Annotated in this window: 19 protein-coding genes; 10 read left to right on the top strand and 9 right to left on the bottom strand. The window is 56.2% G+C overall.

Annotated features, from left to right (window positions below):
- Positions 1–185 precede the first annotated feature (185 nt).
- Positions 186–953 carry a PIG-L deacetylase family protein gene (locus tag DC28_RS09365; protein ID WP_052078707.1) on the bottom strand — a complete coding sequence of 256 codons (768 nt, stop codon included), beginning with the start codon at positions 951–953 and terminating at the stop codon, positions 186–188.
- 10 nt (positions 954–963) lie between these two features.
- The gene (locus DC28_RS09360) at positions 964–2,163 is read right to left on the bottom strand and encodes a diphosphate--fructose-6-phosphate 1-phosphotransferase (protein WP_037548003.1); all 1,200 of its coding nucleotides are present in this window, start codon (positions 2,161–2,163) and stop codon (positions 964–966) included.
- 99 nt (positions 2,164–2,262) lie between these two features.
- Between DC28_RS09360 and DC28_RS09355 the strand changes: the two genes are divergently transcribed.
- Together DC28_RS09355 and DC28_RS09350 are read left to right on the top strand one after the other, a co-directional pair.
- On the top strand, positions 2,263–3,501 hold the full coding sequence (locus DC28_RS09355) for an ROK family transcriptional regulator (RefSeq protein ID WP_037548002.1): 1,239 nt from the start codon (positions 2,263–2,265) through the stop codon (positions 3,499–3,501).
- Positions 3,498–3,932: a hypothetical protein gene (locus DC28_RS09350; RefSeq protein ID WP_037548001.1), complete on the top strand. Its 435-nt coding sequence runs from the start codon at positions 3,498–3,500 to the stop codon at positions 3,930–3,932. Before DC28_RS09355 ends, DC28_RS09350 begins: the two co-directional genes overlap by 4 nt.
- On the opposite strand, the gene DC28_RS15595 is transcribed toward DC28_RS09350, so the two are convergent.
- From DC28_RS15595 to DC28_RS09335, 3 genes are read right to left on the bottom strand one after another with little or no spacing between them, the layout of a single operon-like run.
- Positions 3,907–4,782, bottom strand: coding sequence for a diguanylate cyclase (locus tag DC28_RS15595; protein WP_052078706.1), 876 nt, complete (start codon positions 4,780–4,782; stop codon positions 3,907–3,909). The genes DC28_RS09350 and DC28_RS15595 overlap by 26 nt on opposite strands.
- Positions 4,783–4,822: 40 nt before the next feature.
- Positions 4,823–6,604, bottom strand: a complete 1,782-nt coding sequence (locus DC28_RS15590; RefSeq protein WP_052078705.1) for a sensor histidine kinase — start codon at positions 6,602–6,604, stop codon at positions 4,823–4,825.
- Positions 6,594–7,346, bottom strand: a complete 753-nt coding sequence (locus DC28_RS09335) for a hypothetical protein (RefSeq protein WP_156104644.1) — start codon at positions 7,344–7,346, stop codon at positions 6,594–6,596. The genes DC28_RS15590 and DC28_RS09335 overlap by 11 nt, the downstream gene beginning before the upstream one ends.
- A 566-nt stretch (positions 7,347–7,912) precedes the next feature.
- On the opposite strand from DC28_RS09335, the gene DC28_RS09325 reads away from it, so the two are divergent.
- From DC28_RS09325 to DC28_RS09315, 3 genes are all read left to right on the top strand, one after another.
- Positions 7,913–8,989, top strand: coding sequence for a M48 family metallopeptidase (locus tag DC28_RS09325; protein WP_052078704.1), 1,077 nt, complete (start codon positions 7,913–7,915; stop codon positions 8,987–8,989).
- A gap of 55 nt (positions 8,990–9,044) precedes the next feature.
- Positions 9,045–9,521: a thioredoxin-dependent thiol peroxidase gene (gene bcp, locus DC28_RS09320; RefSeq protein WP_156104643.1), complete on the top strand. Its 477-nt coding sequence runs from the start codon at positions 9,045–9,047 to the stop codon at positions 9,519–9,521.
- Between the two features lie 291 nt (positions 9,522–9,812).
- Positions 9,813–11,108 carry a hypothetical protein gene (locus DC28_RS09315; RefSeq protein WP_037547998.1) on the top strand — a complete coding sequence of 432 codons (1,296 nt, stop codon included), beginning with the start codon at positions 9,813–9,815 and terminating at the stop codon, positions 11,106–11,108.
- Between the two features lie 54 nt (positions 11,109–11,162).
- On the opposite strand, the gene DC28_RS15585 is transcribed toward DC28_RS09315, so the two are convergent.
- The gene (locus DC28_RS15585; protein ID WP_052078703.1) at positions 11,163–11,573 is read right to left on the bottom strand and encodes a hypothetical protein; all 411 of its coding nucleotides are present in this window, start codon (positions 11,571–11,573) and stop codon (positions 11,163–11,165) included.
- Between the two features lie 303 nt (positions 11,574–11,876).
- Here DC28_RS15585 and DC28_RS09305 point away from each other — a divergent pair, with 303 nt between their 5' ends.
- Positions 11,877–12,593: a hypothetical protein gene (locus DC28_RS09305; protein WP_037547997.1), complete on the top strand. Its 717-nt coding sequence runs from the start codon at positions 11,877–11,879 to the stop codon at positions 12,591–12,593.
- A gap of 92 nt (positions 12,594–12,685) precedes the next feature.
- Here the strand turns inward: DC28_RS09305 and DC28_RS09300 are convergent, their stop codons facing one another.
- Both DC28_RS09300 and DC28_RS09295 read right to left on the bottom strand, forming a co-directional pair.
- Positions 12,686–12,919, bottom strand: coding sequence for a YlcI/YnfO family protein (locus tag DC28_RS09300; RefSeq protein WP_037547996.1), 234 nt, complete (start codon positions 12,917–12,919; stop codon positions 12,686–12,688).
- Complete coding sequence (locus DC28_RS09295) at positions 12,916–13,344, bottom strand: putative toxin-antitoxin system toxin component, PIN family (RefSeq protein ID WP_037547995.1); 429 nt, start codon at positions 13,342–13,344, stop codon at positions 12,916–12,918. Before DC28_RS09295 ends, DC28_RS09300 begins: the two co-directional genes overlap by 4 nt.
- 199 nt (positions 13,345–13,543) lie before the next feature.
- Between DC28_RS09295 and DC28_RS09290 the strand changes: the two genes are divergently transcribed.
- The 3 genes from DC28_RS09290 to DC28_RS15580 all read left to right on the top strand — a co-directional run bounded on the left by DC28_RS09290 (position 13,544) and on the right by DC28_RS15580 (position 17,296).
- On the top strand, positions 13,544–15,385 hold the full coding sequence (locus DC28_RS09290) for a hypothetical protein (RefSeq protein ID WP_037547994.1): 1,842 nt from the start codon (positions 13,544–13,546) through the stop codon (positions 15,383–15,385).
- Positions 15,386–15,878: 493 nt separating this feature from the next.
- Positions 15,879–16,244: a hypothetical protein gene (locus tag DC28_RS09285; RefSeq protein WP_037547993.1), complete on the top strand. Its 366-nt coding sequence runs from the start codon at positions 15,879–15,881 to the stop codon at positions 16,242–16,244.
- Positions 16,245–16,546: 302 nt separating this feature from the next.
- Complete coding sequence (locus DC28_RS15580) at positions 16,547–17,296, top strand: histidine phosphatase family protein (RefSeq protein WP_052078702.1); 750 nt, start codon at positions 16,547–16,549, stop codon at positions 17,294–17,296.
- A gap of 5 nt (positions 17,297–17,301) precedes the next feature.
- Here the strand turns inward: DC28_RS15580 and tkt are convergent, their stop codons facing one another.
- Positions 17,302–19,293, bottom strand: coding sequence for a transketolase (gene tkt, locus DC28_RS09275; protein WP_037547992.1), 1,992 nt, complete (start codon positions 19,291–19,293; stop codon positions 17,302–17,304).
- Positions 19,294–19,442: 149 nt separating this feature from the next.
- On the opposite strand from tkt, the gene leuB reads away from it, so the two are divergent.
- Positions 19,443–20,525 (top strand): 3-isopropylmalate dehydrogenase, encoded by a 1,083-nt coding sequence (gene leuB, locus DC28_RS09270; RefSeq protein ID WP_037547991.1) that lies wholly within the window; start codon positions 19,443–19,445, stop codon positions 20,523–20,525.
- The last annotated feature ends 798 nt before the right edge of the window (positions 20,526–21,323 follow it).

Raw genomic sequence — 21,323 nt, 5'->3', positions numbered from 1 at the left:
CTTATTCTGTTTCTCGTGTGCAAAACTATTCATAGTGCGCAAAAGGTTGTACCATTGCACCCCGGCGGCACCACCCATGGGTGGACTTATAGATTGCTCCGCTACATCCGGTGTAGTTTACAACCTTTTGCGCACTACAAAACCTATCTAGCCCGGGGAGCTCCCTGGAGCAGCCCCGGAGTTTACTACTTGGTTATAAGGTACTGGGCCAGCTCGGTTTGTAAGAGAGGCTGCTTTTGGTACCCGCCACCCAGGTGCTGCCAGTAGGCCTCAGCATACTGAACCCCGGCTTTCCTGCCCCAGGCAATATCCTGCTTTTTCATCTCTCCGAAAAAATCATCCATTTTATGCATGATCCGCATGAGTTCAATCTGACTTTGGTGACAGGCTAACATCTCCATCTTCGTATCCTCCACGGAGGTTATATCCACATAAAAATGGGGTGCAGCTATGGCATTTCCCAAGGGGTCAGTCAGCCCCAGGGTGGCGCTGTGGTAAAACAGCGGGGTCACATCCAAGGGCTCGAACCGGCTGGGGACATTAGGCAGGGTAGCCAACATCGCAGCGGCATCCACAATGGATGCTGTGGTCCGGTGGTCCGAGTGGTAATCCATGGGTAAATGGGTAATTACCACTCCGGCCTTCTTCTCCCGGATCAGATCGATGGTTTTGATCCTCAGCGCCTCGGTATCAAACAGGTACCCATCACGCCCATCCAAACACCGGTAGTCTGCCCCCAAGAGTGCGGCAGCCTTCTGGGCCTCCCGTTTTCGAAGGCGGATGGTTTTTTCCTCGGAGCTTCCAATCCCCCCCATTCCCCCGGCGGTCATGGTACACACGGTAATATTCCAGCCGCGGTCGGCGAGCAGCTTCAGGGTTCCCGCCACAAAAATCTCAGTATCGTCGGGGTGAGCGGCAAACACAACAATGTTTCGGGCAAATTCTGTACTCATAGCCTGTCTCCTATACCATCTTATCTTCGAGGCGGGTGAATTCCGGCAGTGCACTGATCAGGGGCGTGCAGTAGTCGATAAAGGCCTGGCTGGGATAGTTCCCCGTTTCATTAATAAAGGTATCGGGCATGGGCTTAGCACGCACAGCCACATCCTCCAATGCCGCCGTTCCCAGCTCGATACTGTATGGATTATCAGACACTCGCTGGATGGACACCATGACCCCCGAAACCCCATCCAGGGCAAGGCTCACCGCCTTACGTCCGCATTCATAGGCCTCCTGGGCATCCTGCTCCTCCCTGCGGGCGGCGTCACTCATAATCAGGCTCTCGGTAATCTGGAACTCACCCCGCCAACCGAAGTGTTCCCGGAGCATCCGGTGCAGCTGAAGGGCCACCGAAGCCCCCCCCATGGCGCCGAACTCAGTATTGCTGAACCGGTCCTGGGTCTTGCTGGCACTCACCGGCATCCCGTCGGGATAGGTTATACCCTCACCACAGACCACCGAAACCCAGCCATGGGCCGCATATGCCGCCTCTGCATCGGCAATGAACCGCTCCGTGGTGAACCGACGCTCGGGCATGTAGATGAGATGCGGGCCGTCTCCCTCCTGCTGCCGGGCCAGTGCCGTAGCCGCAGCCAGCCACCCGGCATCCCGGCCTATGGTCTGGTAAACCACAAACTGATCCACCCTGCGCATATCCCGGGCAAGAACACCGCCCTGGCGCACATTCAATATATTGGACCGGGCGGCGCTGGCGAATCCCGGGGTATGGTCGGTCCCGAACAAATCGTTGTCCACCGTCTTGGGAATGCCTATTCCCCGGAGTTCATAGCCTGCCTTCCGGCAATGGGCTTCCACCCGATGAACAGTATCCATGGTGTCATTGCCGCCGATGAGCATGAACACCCTAATATCATACTTCTTTAGGACCTCAAGTATCCGCGGGAAATCCTCCTCCTGGAGTTTATGCCGGGATGAACTTAGGGCCGATCCCGGAGTAGAACGCAGTCCCCGGATAACCTCCCGACCCTGTTTGCCCAGATCGAAAAAACGCTCCTCCATGAGGCCTTCTATACCGAAATTCATTCCCAAGACCCGGTCGAAACTGCCTGACTCCAGTGCAGCTTCAATTACCCCGGCGAGGGAGCTGTTTATAACCGAGGTAGGTCCCCCGGATTGGCCAATGACTAGGTTTCCATGTTTCATGGGTTCATAGTACACCCACTCTGGGAATTACACAAGTAATTTTTATAAATTAAAAATTAATACATTGCAGGGCGGTAGTTTTTAGTGTATAGTTTCTTTATGATCCGACGAACCGGTCAACTTTACAGCGAACTCCTCCGTCTCGGTCCCCTATCCAACCAGGAACTATCAAACCACTTTCAGCTTTCTCCGGCGAGTATTACCCAAATACTTCGCCCCTTACTCAACGACGGGGTCTTGGAAGAACGGACGCCCCAGGACTACCCGGAGGATATTCTGGCCCAGGAAACCAAAGAAGGTAAACGCAGACGGCGGAAAATCACCTTTTACCCGAAACACAGCCTCGGCTACCTGCTCTCAGGAGAGTTCATCGGGTCCCGGCTCATCTTCCGGAAATCCGACTTTTCACTGAACCTGGAAGAAGGCTTCTTCATGGAAATCTCCCTGGACACCCGAGCAGACTTCCTGGACCAAATCAGCCGCACCATCCGGGATATTCAAAGGAAGGATCCCCGGCGTCTGTTAGCTCTGGGGTTTACCGTCAGCGGCCGGGTAGATTTGGATACCCACCGCCTCATCTTTTCCAACAATCAGCCCTTCTTATTAGATATTGACATCGCAGGAGAACTGCGAAACCGACTGAGCCTGCCCACCGTGGTGGTGAACGACTCCCATGCGATCTCCACGGCTGAACGGTTTTGCGGCCAGGCCCGGTACCTGGACCATTTTTTGAGCCTCTTTATTGAGGAGGGTGTCGGATTGGGAATATTCGTCAACGGCACTGCATACCAAGGATTCCAAAATTTAGCGGGAGAGCCCGGGAACCTGATCATGGTTCCCCAGGGAAAGCAGAAATCCGGTTCACCCAGGGGCAGCGTGGAGGCCTACATCAGCAGGGAAGCCCTTTTCTCCGAACTACAGACGCTCCGGCCCGATTCGACGGCAAAACCCGCGGGCAGCACCCCGTCTACCGGCGACCTGCCCTGGACTCAAGAATACGCCTATGAACTCCTGACCCATCTGGTAGCCCAGAAACTCCCTGCCGCTCAATCAATTCTGGAGGGCATGGCTGATAAAACGGCCCTGCTCTGCGCGAACCTGCTCACCCTTCTGGCCCCCGAGGCCCTCTTTATTACCGGCCCCCTGGGCGAAATGGGCCCCGCCTTCCATACCATGGTTACCCAATCCCTGAAACCCTACACTGTCCCCGGGCTCTACGACTTCTACCGGAAGCGTATCCGGTTCAGCAGCGCCTACAAACAGAACATGGCCCTGGGTACCGCAAAAATCGCCGCGGACCACGCCCTTCTCCACTACGACCAGGAGGCCGAATCATGACCATCCTTCAATCCCGACACAGAAGCTTGGCGGTACTCATCCTGCTGTCGGCCTTCTTAAGCCTTCACGGCTGCTCCGCCCCCATGGGAGCGGAAAAAACCGCAACGGCCTTTCTTGAATCTTTTGTTCAGGGTGATTTTACTGCCGCTGCTGCCCATGCAGAGGATTATACCGCCGCCTACCTGGAACTGCTGCAAACCATGCTCGAGGCCTCGGAAACCACCCGACAGCCCCTGGACCTTCCCATCCCGCCCCCGGACGCCAGGGTATTGGGGATAGATCCCCCGGACTCAGCCGGTATACGCGAGGTAACCATCGGGGATTCTATGGGAAGGGTAATTGACGTGTGGTACTTGGTTCAGAACCCCGAGGGCCGATGGAAGGTCCGGATTCCGGGAACCATGTTTACCCCGGAGTCTGGTCAAGAATAGATTTTTTCTGACTGTACATCCGGCGGTCAGCCACATCCATCAGGGCCTCCCAGTCTGCGCCGTCGTCCGGATAGGATGCACATCCTGCGGAAACCGAACACCGCCAGCCGGAAACCTCAGGAATAATCAGCGTCCCCACCGCCTCCTGGAGCCGCAGGGAAAACTGCTCCGCACCCCGGGAGCTGCTGTAATCAAAAAGCACCACAAACTCATCCCCGCCGTAGCGGCACAACACATCACTCTCCCGGCACTCATCCGTAAGGGCCGCCGCCATGCGGGCCAGGACAAGGTCGCCCAGGGCATGACCGAAGGTATCGTTTATCTGCTTGAAATTATTTACATCCATAAAAATGAGCCCGAAGCCCTCCCCGGTACGGTTCGACCGGGATAACAGGCGGTGAATCTGCTGTTCCAGAAACCGCCGGTTGTACAAGCCTGTCAGGGGGTCCGACAGGGATGCTTGATGCAGGTTCCGTTTCGTTTCGTACACCTGGATGGCCTCCTGGAGAACCGCTTGAAGCCGTTCCAGGGGACAGGGTTTTTCGAGAAACTGGTACACGTGACTGGTATTTATCGCCTCAATGGCTGTATGGGTATCCGCATACCCGGTAAGCATTAGCCGGACCGTTTGGGGGGCAATCTGGGACGCTTCCTGAAGAAACCGGACACCGTCCATCCCGGGCATCCGCTGATCCGCCACCAATACGGCGTACTCCCCATTCCGGGACAGACACCGGAGCGCCTCATCCGCACCCTCGGCAGTATCGACTTGAAAAGATCGTCCCAGGTTCCTGGAGAAACTCTCCAACAGGTTCAGATCGTCATCTACGAACAGCACTCTGGCATTCATAGCCCTATACTGTACTCCCATTTCAGCGGATTTTCCACACTTATTCCCCCCGATCAGGCAAGATTACCGCAAACTCCGAGCCTTCCCCGGGCCGGGACCAGAACAAAAGTTCACCCCCCAGCCTATGTTCAACAATCTCCCGGACAATGGACAATCCCTGGCCCGTTCCGCTGCCGGGTTTTTTGGTGGTCACAAAGGGCTCGAAGAGCCTGCCTTGAAGATCTTCAGGGATTCCCGAACCGTTATCGGAAATCCTGAACTCCGTCCCCCCCTCAATCCGGCGGACGGTAATCTGGATTAGGCCCCGGGTTCTGCCGGTAATCTTATTGCGTGATTCCACCGCCTGGGCAGCATTTATCAACAGGTTCACCAGAACCTGGGTAACATCCCCCACCAGGGTCCGAATGGCCGGCAGACCCGGAACGATCCGCCGGTGAATCCGGGCAACCCGGCGAACCTGGGACCGGCATAGATTCAGGGCGTTCAGCACCAGCTCCTCGGGCTTCGTCTCCCGGGTGGAACGCGAGTCGGGATGGGCAAACACCCGCATGGATGAAACCAGGGAGCTCAGATGCTCAACCCCGCTTCTGGACTGGCGTATCGCCCGGGGAACCTCGTAGAGAAGGTAGGAAAGCTCCATCTGATCCTTCAGGGCAGCCGGAATGCCCCGGCTCGGCATCTGGCGCCGCAGCTCCGCCAGGTACCCCACCGCCCGCTTGAAGGAGGCAGATAAAAAGGTAAGGTTATCGCTTATATACTGCAGGGGGGTATTCATTTCATGGGCGAGACCTGCACTCAACCGCCCCAAGGCCTCGATCTTTTGGGTATGCCGCAGCTGAATCTCCATGAGATCCCGCTGGCCGTGAAGCCGGTAGTTTTCGATGACCAGGGAAAGCTCCGCCCCGGCGGCATCCACCAACTGACGGTCGTGGGTTGTAAGTCCCCGGGGCAGATCCACCGTCAGCAATCCCTCTCCGCCATCCGAGGTCCCCAAGGGGATTGCAATCTCTCCGCCACCCCGACCCGCTGGGTCTTCCCGGGCTTCATCCACCAAACTGCCCCGGGAAACACAGAGGATGTCCCAGATCCGCAGGGTCACTCGACTTTCTTCGGGATACGCCAGACCATCCCGAATGAGGGCCGCAGCCCGGGTAAAGTACTCCCGGGGCTCGGTCAGATCTCCCCGGGCAAGACCGGCGATCCGGTACAGGCAGGCCCATCGCGCCAAATCCCGCTGGATCTCGGCCCGGTGCTGCCTATCGGCGAATTCACCCCGGATACGCTGCAAGAAGCTGCCCAGGACCTCCCCAAGCATCCGGAGAAGCAGCAGCTCCCCCCGATGGGGCAGGCATTCGAATCCCCCTATAATAAAAAACCCCATAGGCTCATCCCGGCGCCCTAACTTGACAACCAGGGTCCCGGTATCGGGCAGAATTGCCACGGGATCCTCCGCCAAGCGTTCAAGGATCCGTTGCCGGGCAGCGTCCAGGCTCGGGGATGGGGAGGTCTCGCTATCCCCGATACAGCAGATGGCCCGGATACATTCTTCCCCGGACTGCTCCGAAGCCCCCCCAGCCAAGATGGGCCGCCGGTCATCCAGCCCCAGGGCCTGAACCAGCAGACCGTCCTCCACGCAGATGACCCGCCAGGTCCCGGCCCAGAGCCGCCCGGTATCCTCCAGGGCCCCCAGCAATGCCTGCCGCGGTCCCGCAGTTTCCCCGTCAACCGAGCCCCCCGTCTCGGCAAAACGCCGGATCATCCGGGAGAGCCCCTCATCCAGGGTGCGTTCGCGGTTTGGGGAGAGATCTCGGTCAGAACTCAAGACGGTAGGTCCCTGGCTCAACATCGGTCAACAGGGGAATGACCGGAAGCCGCAACCGGGCTCGCCGGGGAGCGATACGCTCCAACCCCGGGCCGGATACCCGGGTAATATCCCGGGGCACGGAGATTTCCAGAACCACCGCCGATTCCCCGAGCACCTGTTCCAGCAGCGCGCTTTCCTCGTATTCCTCAAAGATCCATACCAGGTCGCTGGTATAATCCTCTGCCCGTACCATTTGGTTCTCCCCGGGCAGCAGGTAGCGGATCGATTCGGAATCCGCGAAGGGCGTTACCCCGAGAAGGGCCTGTACGAGCCCGCGGTCAATCCGGAAGATTACCCCGGATACCTGGGAGCCGGGGGTCTGGGAGCTCCGGAGAAAGCTCAGAAGCTCGGGAAGCTCGAGCTCATCACCAGCGAGCTCCTCCAGATCCACCACCGAGAGGGACAGCGTCAGCCGCCGGTCATCCTCCACCCGGACATCCTGAACCCGGACCCCCCGGTAGGCCTCGAAGCCGGCCCGAATCGCCTGGGGGTCGAATACCACCCCGGCGTGGGCGCCTGGCGCAGCCAGATCGCGCAGATACTCCACGAAAAAGGGCTGTAACTCCAGGGAAAGGTTCAACTTGGCATCCCCGGTAACCCCCAGGGCAACCCCCTGCTCCGCGGAGCACCCTGAAAAAATCAAAATCAGTAGAAGCCCCGATAGTACCGCCGTACCCGCCATGGATGTTTTCTGTTTCATATCCGAAACCATAGTACTAAAGGGCCGGGAATTTCCACCCCGGGAGTAGATGGCCTCAGTACCCGGGGTTGCGCCTGCCTGATAACAAACCTGCCGATAGCGCCCCAGCCGGACTTCTGACAGGGACCCCGGCTTCGGGAGACCGTCTCCTCGGGACCGCCCCAGCCGGCGCCGGGGACCGCACGGCGTTTGCATCACTCCCGCATTCACCTATTGGTTACTCCCAGCCGTCGCCCGGCGCGGTACTCCACGGTACACCCCGCACCATTCCGTGCCAGCCGGTGCCGGGACCGCCCCAGCCGGCCGTCGGGGCGGTACTCCTCGGTACCCGTGCCTCTTTCCATCCCAACCTGGCTGCCGGGGGAACGTCCCAGCCGTCGGGGCGGTACTCCTCGGTACCCGTGCCTCTTTCAGTCCAAGCCGGCCGTCTGATAACAAACTTGCGTAGACAGCTCCAGCCCGGCCGTCTATCAACCCGCCGCCGGGAATCGCCCGTCCCGGGACCGCCGCCGATTTCCAGAAATTCCCCTTTGCCCCCCTCCCCTCCAGGTAGTACATTCAAAGGTATGAACGAATTTCCATCCATTGACCCAAAAACCTGGGAACATCCCGCTGACCGGGCCGCCCTGAACGCCCTCCGGGCGGTACCGGGAGTAAACGAGGTGATCCGCTTTGTTGTCGGCTTGACCGGAGAATCCAGTCTGCGTCAGCTCTTTTTAGCCTCAGCTGTCCGGGTAAGCCCCGACCAGTTTCCCCGGGTCCATGCTCTGACCATCCAGGCCTGCAGCACCCTGGACATCCACCCCGTTCCAGAGGTCTATGTAACCCAGAACCCCGTACTAAACGCCGGTGCAGTGGGAGTCGACCGCCCCTTCATTACCCTGAACTCCAGCCTCGTTCAAGCTATGGACGACCAGGAACTACTGTGCATTATCGGCCATGAACTGGGCCACATCGCCAGCAACCATGTCCTATACAAAACCCTGCTCTGGCTCCTGGTGAATTCCACCGCCCTGGTTCTCCAGCTCCCGGTGGGCCAGCTTGCCCTCTACGCCATCATCGCCGCCCTGCGTGAATGGGACCGAAAAAGCGAACTCACCGCAGACCGGGCGGGACTGCTCACCGTTCAGGACCCCAATGTCCAATACCGGGTACTCATGAAGCTTGCCGGGGGCAGCGAGATCGGGCAGATGAACATCGACTCATTTCTTGCCCAGGCAGCGGACTACGATGCAGCCGGCACCATGGTCGACAGCATACACAAGGTCATCAACCTCATCGGCCAAACCCATCCCTTCCCGGTCATCCGGGTGTCCGAACTAAAAACGTGGATCGATTCCGGATCCTACCAGCGCATCTTGGATGGGGAATATTTTCAAAGGGATTCAACTGCCTCGGCTTCCCGAACCGCCGGTGAAGACACCGCAAACCCCGGCGAACAAACCAGTCGGCCCAGCAGGCCGAGCTTTGAAGAGCTGCGTCGAGACTTTGAGGAATCCAGCAAGGCGTACCAGGAAGAATTACGCCGCTCCAAGGATCCCCTGGCAAAGGCCGCCGCTGATCTAGGCGAACGGCTTCAAAAATCCGCCTCCGACGCAGGCAAGAACCTAGAAGACTTTTTTAAAAAACTACAAGGCCGGTAAGCCCCCATGGCAGACCGGCCGAGCCTATTCTATACTTATTAGTAAGGAGTGCATCATGAGTGCAAACCCCCAACCTGTCCGGCTGGAAGAAGGACAGTCAGCACCGGATTTTACCCTGGCAGACCAAGACGGTCAGCTGGTCACCCTAGAACAACTCCGGGGAAAACACGTTCTGGTCTATTTCTACCCCAAGGATGACACCCCGGGTTGTACCAAGGAGGCGTGCAGCCTTCGGGACACCTGGCAGGATTTTGTAAATACCGACACCGTAATCCTGGGCATAAGCAAGGACGATGCCGCCAGCCACCGCCGGTTCATAGAAAAGTACCAACTGCCCTTTACTCTGTTGTCCGACCCTCAAGGAGAGGTCATGACCCGGTACGGAGCCTGGGGTGAAAAAAATATGTACGGTAAAAAAACCATGGGCGTTATTCGGTCCAGCTTCCTTATTGATCCCCAGGGACGAATAAAGAAGATCTGGCGCCGGGTTAATACCGAAACCCACGGCAGCGATGTACTAGCTGCCCTGTAACATCCTCCGGTATCGCGTTGTTGGTAATACGGCTGCCCCTGCGGCGATTCACCCGATTCTTAGGATTTCAACCATCGGGTCCTCCTTGAAGCGCGCGGGAGGCAGCTTTTTTTCTTCCCCAAACTCCCCGCAATCCAGCCCGTCTTGTATGGATACAACGGATAGTACGCGCTAAGTAACCCTCCTGAATCAATCCCGGTACCATGTGGCTGGGGCCCATGGGGTGTGCTATAGTTATCTTGAAGGGTACTAGAACCCCCAAGATTCTAGTCCCGAACCAGGAGCAGTACGGTGAACAATTCCCAGGATACGAAAAGGCCAGCCATCCTTCCCCTCTTAATCCTGACGGTTCTAACAGGGATCCTGACGACCTGCGGCGATCCCCTGGATATTTTCTCCGCCTACCGGGGACAGAACCTCCTGGAATCCCAGAACCTCTCAACCGAATCCTGGGTTCTTCATGAATCCACAGCACCCGGAACCTCCGGCGCCCTCATGGCCTTCGACGATGTAACCGGCCAGAATCTCGCCGCGCCCCCGGAAGCCTCAGGCGCCGTCTACCGTCTGGAACTCAAGAACCAGCTGGCCAACGGCGACTTCGAGGACGGCAGCAATCCTCCCGTCCAGTGGTCAACTGAAGACCCTGGTACCGACCTCGTATTCGGAACCGCCGGCAACCCCGAAACTGATAGCTTCTGGTGGCTCAGCGGCCAGGTACTCCACCATAAATCAGCAGCAGCCCAGGACAGTTACGCCTACATCGACCTGGCCGACCATCTGTCCACCTTCTCGGCCCAGACCCCGGCCAGGGAGTTCACCATCCATTTTTCCATGCGGCTTCCCGGGGATCAATTCAGCTACAGCTTCGGGTTCTGGGATAGCCCCGGAGGCACCTACAACCCCACCGCTACCGTTTCGGTTCAGCCGGACAGCGACCTTTCCATCTACCGGACATTTCCATCAATTGATACAGCGGGCCAATTCTACCCGGGGAACACCGCAAACACCGTCACCCTGGGCCCCGGTACCATGCGCTACCTCTCCCTGGAGCAGACCGCATCGAACCTGGATCTGCACTTTGACAACTTCCGGATCGTGCAAACCCAGTCGGCGGATCTCTCCTACAGTCTGGAAACCGGCCTGACCCGGGTGGATGATGCCAAGAGAGCGGATTTTCCCCTGCAAAGCGGATCTTACGAGTTTTCCCTCTACGTCCGCCCCGACCCGGTGGTTACCCCGGACCCGGACGGCCGAAACCGCTACCCCGGCCGGTACATTACCCTCCAGATCCTGGGCAACGCCGGGTCCGCCAGCAAAACCTTTGACCTCTGGCAGGGCAACCCCAAGGAGGGCTACACCCAGCCCGAGGGCTGGACCAAGCTTACGCTGACAGGAGAAAATCTGGTGGGCAGCCTCTACGGGGTGGCAGGCGATGATGAGGTTCTCCGGATTCAGGTTATTCCCGCCGCCATTGGCAAGCAGGTGTACGATCCCCAGGGTGAGGATTTGGAAACCAGCTACCCCAACGAGGATGCCGGCAGCTTCTTGATTTCTGCGCCGCATCTGGAGTTTTTGCCGGGCCAGTAGGGGTCGTGGAGGTCAGGGAGGAAACCAGCCCCCTTCCCGGGCGGGGTTTGGCTGTCAGTTCCGGGAGAGCCGGTCGTTATAATCACCTACATGCTGAAGAATTAGGGTCAGGAGCTCATCGGGCAGATCGCCCTGCTCAGCCTCCAGCCGGGAGAGTACCCTCGGTGGAACCGGCCCGGCATCTCCGGTCAGAATACCCGTGGCAAGGCGGCTGATTCCCTGGCCGTCGGTTCCGTCACTGACAAAATGGCTGGCGGCACTGTCGCTCTGCCAGGTAAATGCCCGTTCACCCCGGTGGCGGGAGTAGCAGAGCTGAAACCCCTGCACCGGACCCGAGACATCCCGGTACCACACGATAAGATCGAAGTAGTCGTTCATGAACCACCGCCGGAAGCCCTCATCGGGGCGCTGCCGGACCGATTTGTTCTCTACGAGGGGCTGCTGTACGTCCTGTGTTTCCTTCATACCCTCAGTATATCACTCTTTATTTTCCCTTCGGGGATTTTAATGCCTCATCCAGGGGGAAGGGCGGTCTTTTGGCCACACCCACTGGCCGATCGGCCAATTACGGGATGCGGTATGGGCACCTATACTTTACCGGGGGACAGAAGCTCCCAAGGCAAATGCGCCTGCTATTACTACGAATTTAGTGCACAGAAGATTGTACCATTGCCCCGAGGCGGCAATACTCCTGGGGCCGAACCCCTGGTAGCACCGCTACTTCCGGTGTAGTTTACCATCCTTTGCGCACTACCTAAGGAGAAAGGCATGAATAAGATTCTGGTGTTCACATCGTTCTTGCGCACCGTTCAAGACGGACGGTTGTTCAACCGCGGGTACGGCTGGCTGGTCCGCATCCTCAGTCTGCTGACGGTGATTCCGTTAATCAAATACTCCGTGGATCTCTGGAGTACCATCCGGGGGAGCGAGCCGCCCGTGGAGATTGTGGTGTTTCTCATCCTAACCCAGATCGTATTTCTGGCCCTGTTTTACCTGCTCTTGAATCTGCTGTGGGTCCGGGGCTCGGATATTCTGGGATTAACCCGGGATCTTGAGTACTGCGCAACCCCCATTATCGTGCTGCTTATGAAGACCGTAACCGAGACGGTGGTGTTCATTCTTCTGGCGGTCAGTCTTATTACTACCTTTGCGATTTGGCTCGCCCCCATGCTCATAGGGCTTATTACCGCTATGGCCCCCTTCATGATGTACTTCGGTCTGCGATTAACCAGCAGTCCTTTCTTGAACGGAATGCTGGTATTGATCCTCGGTGCAGTGAGCAGCTTCTTCATGCTTCTCCTGGGCTACTACCTCGCCGAGATCACCGGTGCCTTGGTAAGCGTCGCCCGAAGCCTCGGCTCGGGATCGAATTCCGGGTCAGGCTCCTCAACCGCAAGCCGGTCCTCCGGGACTTCCTCTTCCCGAAGCAGCAGTACCGCTGCCACCCGGCGGACTAAATCTACCCAACGACCGCTTGAGCGGTGAGCTGTAATTGGCGTGGAGTTTGCCCGCCGCCAGGCGGATCAAGCAAACTCCATGTCAATAGGCGAGTCCGTCTCGAAGCGCTTGATACGTGGTCATTTATCATGCTGTTCTGGTTCTATATTGGGAACCTTTTTTAATATTTCTTTGAACTTTTCAGTGCTGCCAGACTGTGCTCGTTCACTCAGATAATTTTCCGTTTCCAGGGCGGTAATTTTTTCTGCTACGGCTGCAGCAATAAATTGATTTATTGAAACATGATCTTCTTTCGAGAATCGTTTCACTGATGCATGAAGTGAATCTGGGATTCTTATACTCAACGTGCTCATTTTACCTCCTCAAGCACTCGAAGGAATTCATTTGGGGTCACAGCTGAAATTCCAAATGTACTGGCCCGTTCGAAGTCTTTCACATTGTACGTAATGATCCATTTTGCATTTGTGGCTACCGCAACCTCAAGCAAATGATCATCATATGGATCTTTTAGGATTGGTCGCCATAAATAATATACTTTGATATGTCGTCCAATTTTGCAGATGTAATCAATAATCGCATGAATATCCTGGTCTGAATAAACTTTCCTATTCAGTTTCTTTTTGAGTATCGCCTCATATTCAAGAATGACCGGAACAGAAATTGAAATATTGAATTTCTCTTCCGCTAAAAGCTGGAGAATCTTAAAGGATTTTCCGTTTCTACTCACTAATCCAGATAAAAGGACATTGGTATCGAGAATTGCTTCAACCTTCTCCATATAGGTATTATATATGATACCGTATAATTTTCAAGATGCACCTGGTAGCTCGAGGGAAATTGGATCCACAAAACCTCACTGTTCAGTACATTCCGGGGCCTCTCAGAGGTCCCCAGGATACCCTTCGAACAGAAATGATCCCCGGGATCGGGCCCGGAGAAATTGCAATTCTGGTTCCCTGCTGATATGCTCTAAAGCTATGAACCGTCGAATCCCCCTAACCTACCTTGGTTTACCCCTGCTCTATGCAGGCATCCTGCTGCTGCTTCTCTACATTCAGTTCTCCGGAGGCAGCCTCTTCTCCGACTCTGTTGGACCCATTCAGCTCGAGGGGGTATTCGAACTCGCTGAGGATGATCGGGCACCGGCCATTGACACCCTGACCATCGGGGTGGAGGGCCTGGAGTTCGTTTTTGACGATCGGAACCCCATCGCCCTGACCCAGCAGCAGGACGCCCAGCAATACTACGATCTCCAGGGCTACCAAAGCATCCCGGGTGGATTCCGCATTCTCTTCGAGGCCGGAATAGAATTGGAAATTACCTACGAGGGGGAGGGTGATCAGTTCATTCTGAACCCGATCATCCCGGAATCCGAGCAGCCCTACCGGGGCGTACTGGTTCCCTACCGCCTGCAGCGCGGTGCGGATGCCCGGATTACCGAGAACTACCCGGGCCTGGAGGTAGGGTATAACGGAGATCAGTACATCCTCTCCCTGCCGCCCCGGTCATTCATACAAACCGATACCCAGACCATGGTCTTCGCCGCTGATACCGCTTCTCTCATGGCCCGGTACACCCGGAGGGCAGCGGGGAATCAGGATGTGTTTGAACTCTGGTTCCAGGACCAGGTACCCCAGGTCAGCGCCAGCGCGTATTCCGCGGGAATCCAGGAGTACATCGATGCAGCCTACCTCGGGTGGCGAACCAACCGGTTTAACGCAGGAACGGGGATGTGGTCTCACCGGAACGGTGACTCGGCCTTCAATGAGGAAATCCTCATCAGTCTGCTTGCAGAAGCCTGGCAGCGAAACGATTACACCCGGGTGTACACCAGCATGCGCACCGCAGCGGATGCCCATCCTGATGCCCTCACCTACCGTTCCTCGGTTTTCCTAGGAGATCTCCGCCGGGTTACCGCAGGGTTAGAGGCCCACACTGAAGCCCTGAGGACAAGGATTGCTAATCTGGTTACCCAACGAAACATGGAGGTCTTCCTGGTTCCCGAACTATTTTCATTTGCAGCCTTCCATGGCGGCACCGATTTATACGCGGACCTTAAGAATCTGACCGATACCATCAATACCGTTGCCCTGGAACCGTCCCAGGCGGTGGGCCTGCTTGCCAACCTGCTCATCTTCGATCTTCCCGCCACAGAAATTGCCCAGTTCCGGGAAGCTTTCTATCCCCTCATCGAAGAAATGGTTCTGCCTAACATCATCCGAATTGACCAGGGATTCTTCTTCCAGTCTGAACCGGGTATTGCCGATAGCCAGCTCAATGTGCTGGCCGGTAAGATGCTCCAAGCCGCCGGCCGGGAGCTGAATGACGACCGGCTGGTGAACCTCGGGCGGACCATGGTACTGTCCATCCTAAACCTTGGGGACAGCCAGGGATTCCTGCCCGAACGAATCGAAATTACCGGGGGCGAGATCTCCGCCTTCCTACGCTTCCGGGGCCCCGAGGATATCTACTCACTCATCCAGCAGAATCCCTTCTACCCCCGGATGGAAAGCCTCTACCCCTACTTTGGCCCGGGGAGCTGGTGGTACACCATAGCCCAGGTGGATGATATACAGTTTTCCGGCAATCAGCTGACCCTTTCCGCCACCACCACCCGGAACCGCACCCAGTACATGCTGATCCATGGGATTCCCCGGGTCGACCCCCTCACGGGCATGCAGCTCTTCGGCATTACCTGGCGCAACGCCCCGGACTTTGAGGTTTACAGCAAGGGCCGGTACTACAACCCGGATTCCCAGACCCTGATGATCAAATACTACGATGATGATCCCGACGAGGATATCGTAATCTGGTTTTAGCCGGGGGTTCTTACTTAGGACTAAGCGGCAGATATCCTCAGCCCCTATAGAGCGCCGACAGCTTTGCGGGCATCCCAGTGCTGGGGAGATCTGCCCCTTGTCCGAGGTTCGGAGAACCGGAAGACAGCTGACCGGCGTACCTGCAGCCCCGTTTTATCTTGGTACCCAGCACTTTTAGAAAATAATGCAATCCCACCCCCATGCAACAGGCACCTTGAGGTGACCCCGTCGGTGTGGGGTCGCCAGTATCCTGCCATGAGATAGCCCCTCGAAAACGTCATTATGGATTTTTTATATATTGAAACGTTATCATCTAAAAAATCCCTTAGGATTTTAATGATGCTATTACCTCTTTTCCGATGAAGTCAGTCTCAAAGTTAGACTAATCTGACTAATTCAATTAGGTTTAATAATTTAGATTTCTCTTGTTAAGGTAGATTTAAGGTTGTAAAATCATGACTGACACTACGTCTTACCTTAATAGGAGGTCACAATGAAGGCACGAGGAAAAATCGTGGTTGTGATTTTGCTGGTTGCTGCGGTTCTCGCTCTGGGATCATGCAGTGTTATAGATCAGGGCATTGTTGGAAGATGGGGATCAAGCGAGTCCATTTGGGACTTTGAACTTGGTGCGGACGGTTCCGTAACATTCAATGAAGATTCTCTCTTTGGAGCACTTATGATACTTGGGACCCTCGGGGGCCAGGCCGAGTATTCCGCCTCTAACGGCGCAGGCGAATGGTGGTATTACGCCCTCTTTGTGAAGAGTGATTCCAGCGCATTTACCTATACCTTTGAAGGGAACACCCTGGTGTCCGATATTTTTGCTGACGAACAGCAGGTTTGGTATAAACACTAAGACCATTGCAAACTCGGTTAGCTGCCAAGGAATTGGCAGCTTTTTTTTTGCCCCGGCTGGCAATCCGCCCGATGGATTTCTGGAGCTACCCCAGGATTCGGAACCACCTATGAGGCGCAACACCCTGGACTCTATGCCGGTTAGGGCGGTGTAATCCATTCGTCGCCAACAATGGGGACCAACCCAGAAATAGTGCCGCCTCCAGGATTGGGCACGCCCGGTTGGGCGGTGGAGAGCCAGAACAATCTTGGGGTTGGCAGTTTCATGAAAACTGCGGTAGAGTTCGGCAGGAAGGAAGGACTATGAATCACCCCCATCTTGATATATCCAATCTTACCCACCGGGTAGACTTGTTTTTTATTCGCCACGGTGAAACCCTCGGGAACCGGAATCATATTATTCAAGGCCGGACCGACTACCCCCTGACCGAAACGGGCATGACCCTGGCACATGCAGCCGGGTCGTGGTTTGCAAGCCAGGATATCCGGCAGATCTACTCCAGCCCCTTGGGCAGGGCCATGGAAACCGCCCGTATCATTGCCTCGGAGATTGGGATTTCCGGCCAGGAGGTGGAATCTTGGGATGATTTACAGGAGATTGATACCGGCGTTTTCACGGATAAATCGATAGCCGCAATCCGGGAGGAAGATCCCCAAGCATGGCGGCGATTCAGCCGCCGCTCCTGGGAAGGGGTTCAAGGAGCGGAAACCATCGCCGAACTGGAGGCCCGGGCGCTACGGGTGTGGAATACCCTTATAGCCAGGGCCGGTGAAATGGATGAGCCGGCCCGGCTGTTGTGCGTGAGCCATGGAGGATTGATTCAATGGCTGTTTCGGGTCAGCCTTGCCTCGGGCTGGGATAGCTGGATGCCCGTAATCAGGGTAGGAAACTGCGGGATCTTCCATTTTACCATTCAGCCGAGTGCCGCCCCTTCTTCGGCTGGAACCGCTTCCGGTGCCGCTTCCGGTGCCGGTCAGACGGAATTACCCGAGTCGGACGGAGCTTCCACGGGCTTTTACGCCGAATGGAAGCTCATAAATAAGATCCCCTAGGAATTCTAGGAAAGATCTTCCATCCGTCGGACCAGGCTATGAACATCCAGACCGAAATGCTCCGCGACCTCGCTGCCCGGTCCGCTGATGCCGAAGCTGTCCAGGGTAAATAGGTCTGCCCGATCCTGAACAAACCCCTCCCAGCCCAGGGAACTGGCGATTTCCACCACCATTACCCTGCTTTTCGGGGGAACGGTGGCCCGACGCCAGGTCTTATCCTGGGATAAAAAGAGTTCACGGCTGATCATGGAGACCACCCGGACGGTCTTCCCGGGATTGGCTGATTCATAGCGCTTCGCAGCATCCAGGGCAATATGCACCTCCGAACCGGTGGCTACCAGGCAGATATCCGGATTGTCGCTTCCCCGGTACAGGATGTAGGCACCCCGGAGGGCATCCTGTTCCCAACCTGCCGGTTTTTCATATACGGGCAGATTCTGCCGGGTCAAGCTCAGCACTACCGGTCCATTGGTCCGTTCCATGGCCATAATCCAAGCCAGATTACTTTCATCTCCATCCCCGGGCCGCAGCACCACCATGTTTGGAATGGCCCGGGCTACAGCCAGATGTTCCACGGGCTGGTGGGTGGGGCCGTCTTCTCCGACAAATATGGAGTCATGGGTCATAATGTAGATGACCGGGAGTTTCATAAGGGCCGCCAAACGCATTGCCGGCCGCATATAGTCGGTAAATACCAGAAATGTGGCGCAGAAGGGGCGTAGATTTCCGTACAGTGCCAGTCCATTGCTGATGGCCCCCATGGCGTGTTCCCTGACCCCGAAATGCAGGTTCCGGCCGCCGGGGTTGCTGCCGTCCATATCCGGGAAGCCCTGGAGGTTCGTATTGTTTGAGGGAGCTAAATCGGCGCTGCCTCCGATGATTCCGGGGTACACCTTGGCCAGGGCGTTCAGGGCTTTTCCACTGGTGGATCGGGTTGCCCCGGTATCCCCGGGCTTATAGGCCGGCCACTCTACCTGGTCCAAGAGTTCCGGTCCCCGCTTGCCTAACTGCTCCAGCAGGGCAGCGTTCTCCGGATGGGCCTTCTTCCAAGCAGCTAGTTGGGCATTCCAGGCATTTTGAGCTTGGGCCCAGCCGGAAGCCTTTTCCTTAAAATAGGCCAGAGCCTCGGGATGAATGAAAAAGGGGTGATCTTCAGGGATGCCCAGGGCCTTCTTCGTCGCGGAGAGTTCCTCAGCGCCCAGGGGGGCACCGTGAATGCCGGCTGTCCCCGCCTTGGTTGGCGCACCCTTACCAATGGTGCTGGTTAAAATAATGAGCGAGGGCTGGCTATCCTGGCTTTTCGCCTGATGAACAGCATCCCTCATTCCCTGGTAATCGTAAGCACTGACCTCAAGAACCTGCCATCCGAAGGCCCGGTAACGACCTGCTACATCCTCGGTAAATGCCAGGTCGGTGGATCCTTCGATGGAGATCCGGTTGGAATCGTAGAAGACAATCAGTTTTCCCAGACCCTGATGGCCCGCAAAGCTGGCTGCCTCACTGGTGAGTCCCTCCATCATACAGCCGTCTCCGGCAAGCACGTAGGTATAGTGGTCGATCACCGGGAACTCCGGGGTATTAAGTCGGGCGGCCAAATGGCGTTCTCCCAGGGCAAACCCGACGGCGTTTGCCAAGCCCTGCCCCAGGGGACCCGTGGTGGTTTCTACCCCAGCGGTGTGTCCAAACTCCGGATGTCCCGGGGTAAGGCTCCCGACCTGGCGGAAGCGTTTGACTTCCGAGAGAGGAAGATCGTACCCGCTGAGATGCAGCAGGCTGTATAGAAACATGGAACCATGGCCTGCGGAAAGCACAAAGCGGTCACGGTTCATCCAGGCAGGGTCCTGGGGGTTGTGGGTTAGAATCTCCCCGAATAGGAGAGCCCCGAATTCTGCCATACCCATGGGTAATCCGGGATGGCCGCTCTTGGCGGCTTCGATGGCGTCCATACTCAGACTTCGTATGGATAATGCGACGGCGTCCAGGGCCTTGGTATTCATATGGGTTCCTCCCTCGGATGGTATACATGCGGAGTGCTTGGTTTTTCCAGGCGGGTATTCTATCCGAAAGGCAGGAAAATCACCAGACATATGAGTAAGAGCCTGGGGTCAACCTTGAAGAAAGGGCAGCCGGTGGGTAGAGTGATGCCATGGATGCACATACAAAAACCAAAAAAATAGCTATTCTCCCCGGGGACGGTATCGGACCTGAGGTGATGGCTGAAGCAGAAAAGATTCTGGATGTTGTTGCCCCCCGTTACGGCTTGAGCCTGGAAAAACGCCGGGCGAATGTGGGAGGTGCAGGTATTGATGCAGAGGGCAAAGCGCTGCCCGACAGCACCGTCGAAACCTGCCGCTGGGCCGATGCCATTCTTTTTGGGTCCGTGGGCGGGCCCAAGTGGGAGAACCTTCCCCCGGATGAGCAACCCGAACGGGGAGCGCTGCTTCCATTGCGGAAGCTGTTCGGCCTCTATGCCAATCTACGGCCTGCCATCATCTTCCCCCAGCTCAAGGATGCCTCGCCCCTGAAACCGGAGGTGATCGGTGACCGCTTTGATGTCCTGGTAGTCAGAGAGCTTACCGGAGGCATCTATTTCGGCCAGCCCAAGGGTCGGGATGCGGAACGGGGGTTCGATACCCTGGTCTACACGAAACCCGAAATAGAACGCATCGCCCATGTAGCCTTTAAGGCCGCACGCCTGCGGGACAAGAAGGTAACCAGCATTGATAAGGCAAATGTTCTGGCAAGTATGGTGCTCTGGCGGGAGGTGGTAACCGGGGTTGCCAAGGACTATCCGGATGTAGAGCTGAATCATATGTACGTTGATAATGCCGCCATGCAGCTGGTGAAAAATCCCCGGCAGTTCGATGTCCTGCTCTGCGGCAATATGTTCGGTGATATTCTCAGCGATGAAGCCAGCATGATCACCGGATCCTTGGGAATGTTACCCAGCGCAAGCCTGGCAGAGGGCAGTTTCGGTCTGTACGAGCCCTCCGGGGGCAGTGCGCCGGATATTGCCGGTCAGGGAATTGCAAATCCCATCGCTCAGATTCTATCCGCGGGCATGATGCTCAAATACAGCTTCGGCTTGAGTGAGGCCTATGATGCCATCTACCAAGCCATTGAATCGGTACTTGCCCAGGGGCTTCGGACCGGAGATATCATGACCCCGGGATGCACCCGGGTGAATACCAAGGAAATGGGTGATGCCATTGTAAGGGCCCTGGGCTAAACGCCCGGGGAGCTATTACCTGTGCCCCTGGATCGGTTGCCATAGCAGTTTCGTTACCCGCACCCCGGGGGGCGAAACCGGGCCCCGAGGGGCAGCCTGACCTTTTCGGTGATACACCGGCCAGCCAGATCGTAACAGGCCTGCAGCCGGTGTTGCCGAGATGATAGTTTGCAATCTGTTGCGCTCTTTATAATGCGAGTGGTTCTGTAGCAGGTTCAGCAGTTTATGCAAAATGTTTTAGCTATTGTAGCGAAATGTTTTAGCAGCTGAAAAGAAATGTTTTGCCTGCTGAAACATTTTGTACCATTAGCTAAAACATTTTGTACAAATACTTAAAACATTTTGCCCAAAGTAACGGTAGGTGTACAACGGGTTGCTGCGTTTCAAGCAGCGGCCACACCTGTACCGATGAATGGATTCGCCGTACCCAGGAGACTCACGGGACTACCCGTAACGGGAAACTCATGCCACCCAAAATCCTAGCCGGTCTGGAGTATTGACGGGTTTTTGATGCAGACAAAAAATAACAAGTTTTATAAAGCAAGATGTTCGTTTACCCGGTTTTTTTCCCATATTTTTGTTGTTCCACCCCTATAAAGCTTGATTTACTTCTTTGCATTAGGTATAGAATACTCTTAACAAATATGCACAAGAATATAGAGTTTTTTTTGCCATCATTCTTTATGTGTTTTTTGTCGATATTGATCTAAGGATTTGGTAGTGCGCAAAAGATTGTAAACTACGCTAGATATAGTGGCACAGCCAGGGAACCAACCCAGGTATGGTGTCGCCAGGGTG

Source organism: Spirochaeta lutea (assembly GCF_000758165.1).
Classification (GTDB): domain Bacteria; phylum Spirochaetota; class Spirochaetia; order DSM-27196; family Salinispiraceae; genus Spirochaeta_D; species Spirochaeta_D lutea.
This window is presented reverse-complemented; position numbering and strand designations above follow the sequence as displayed.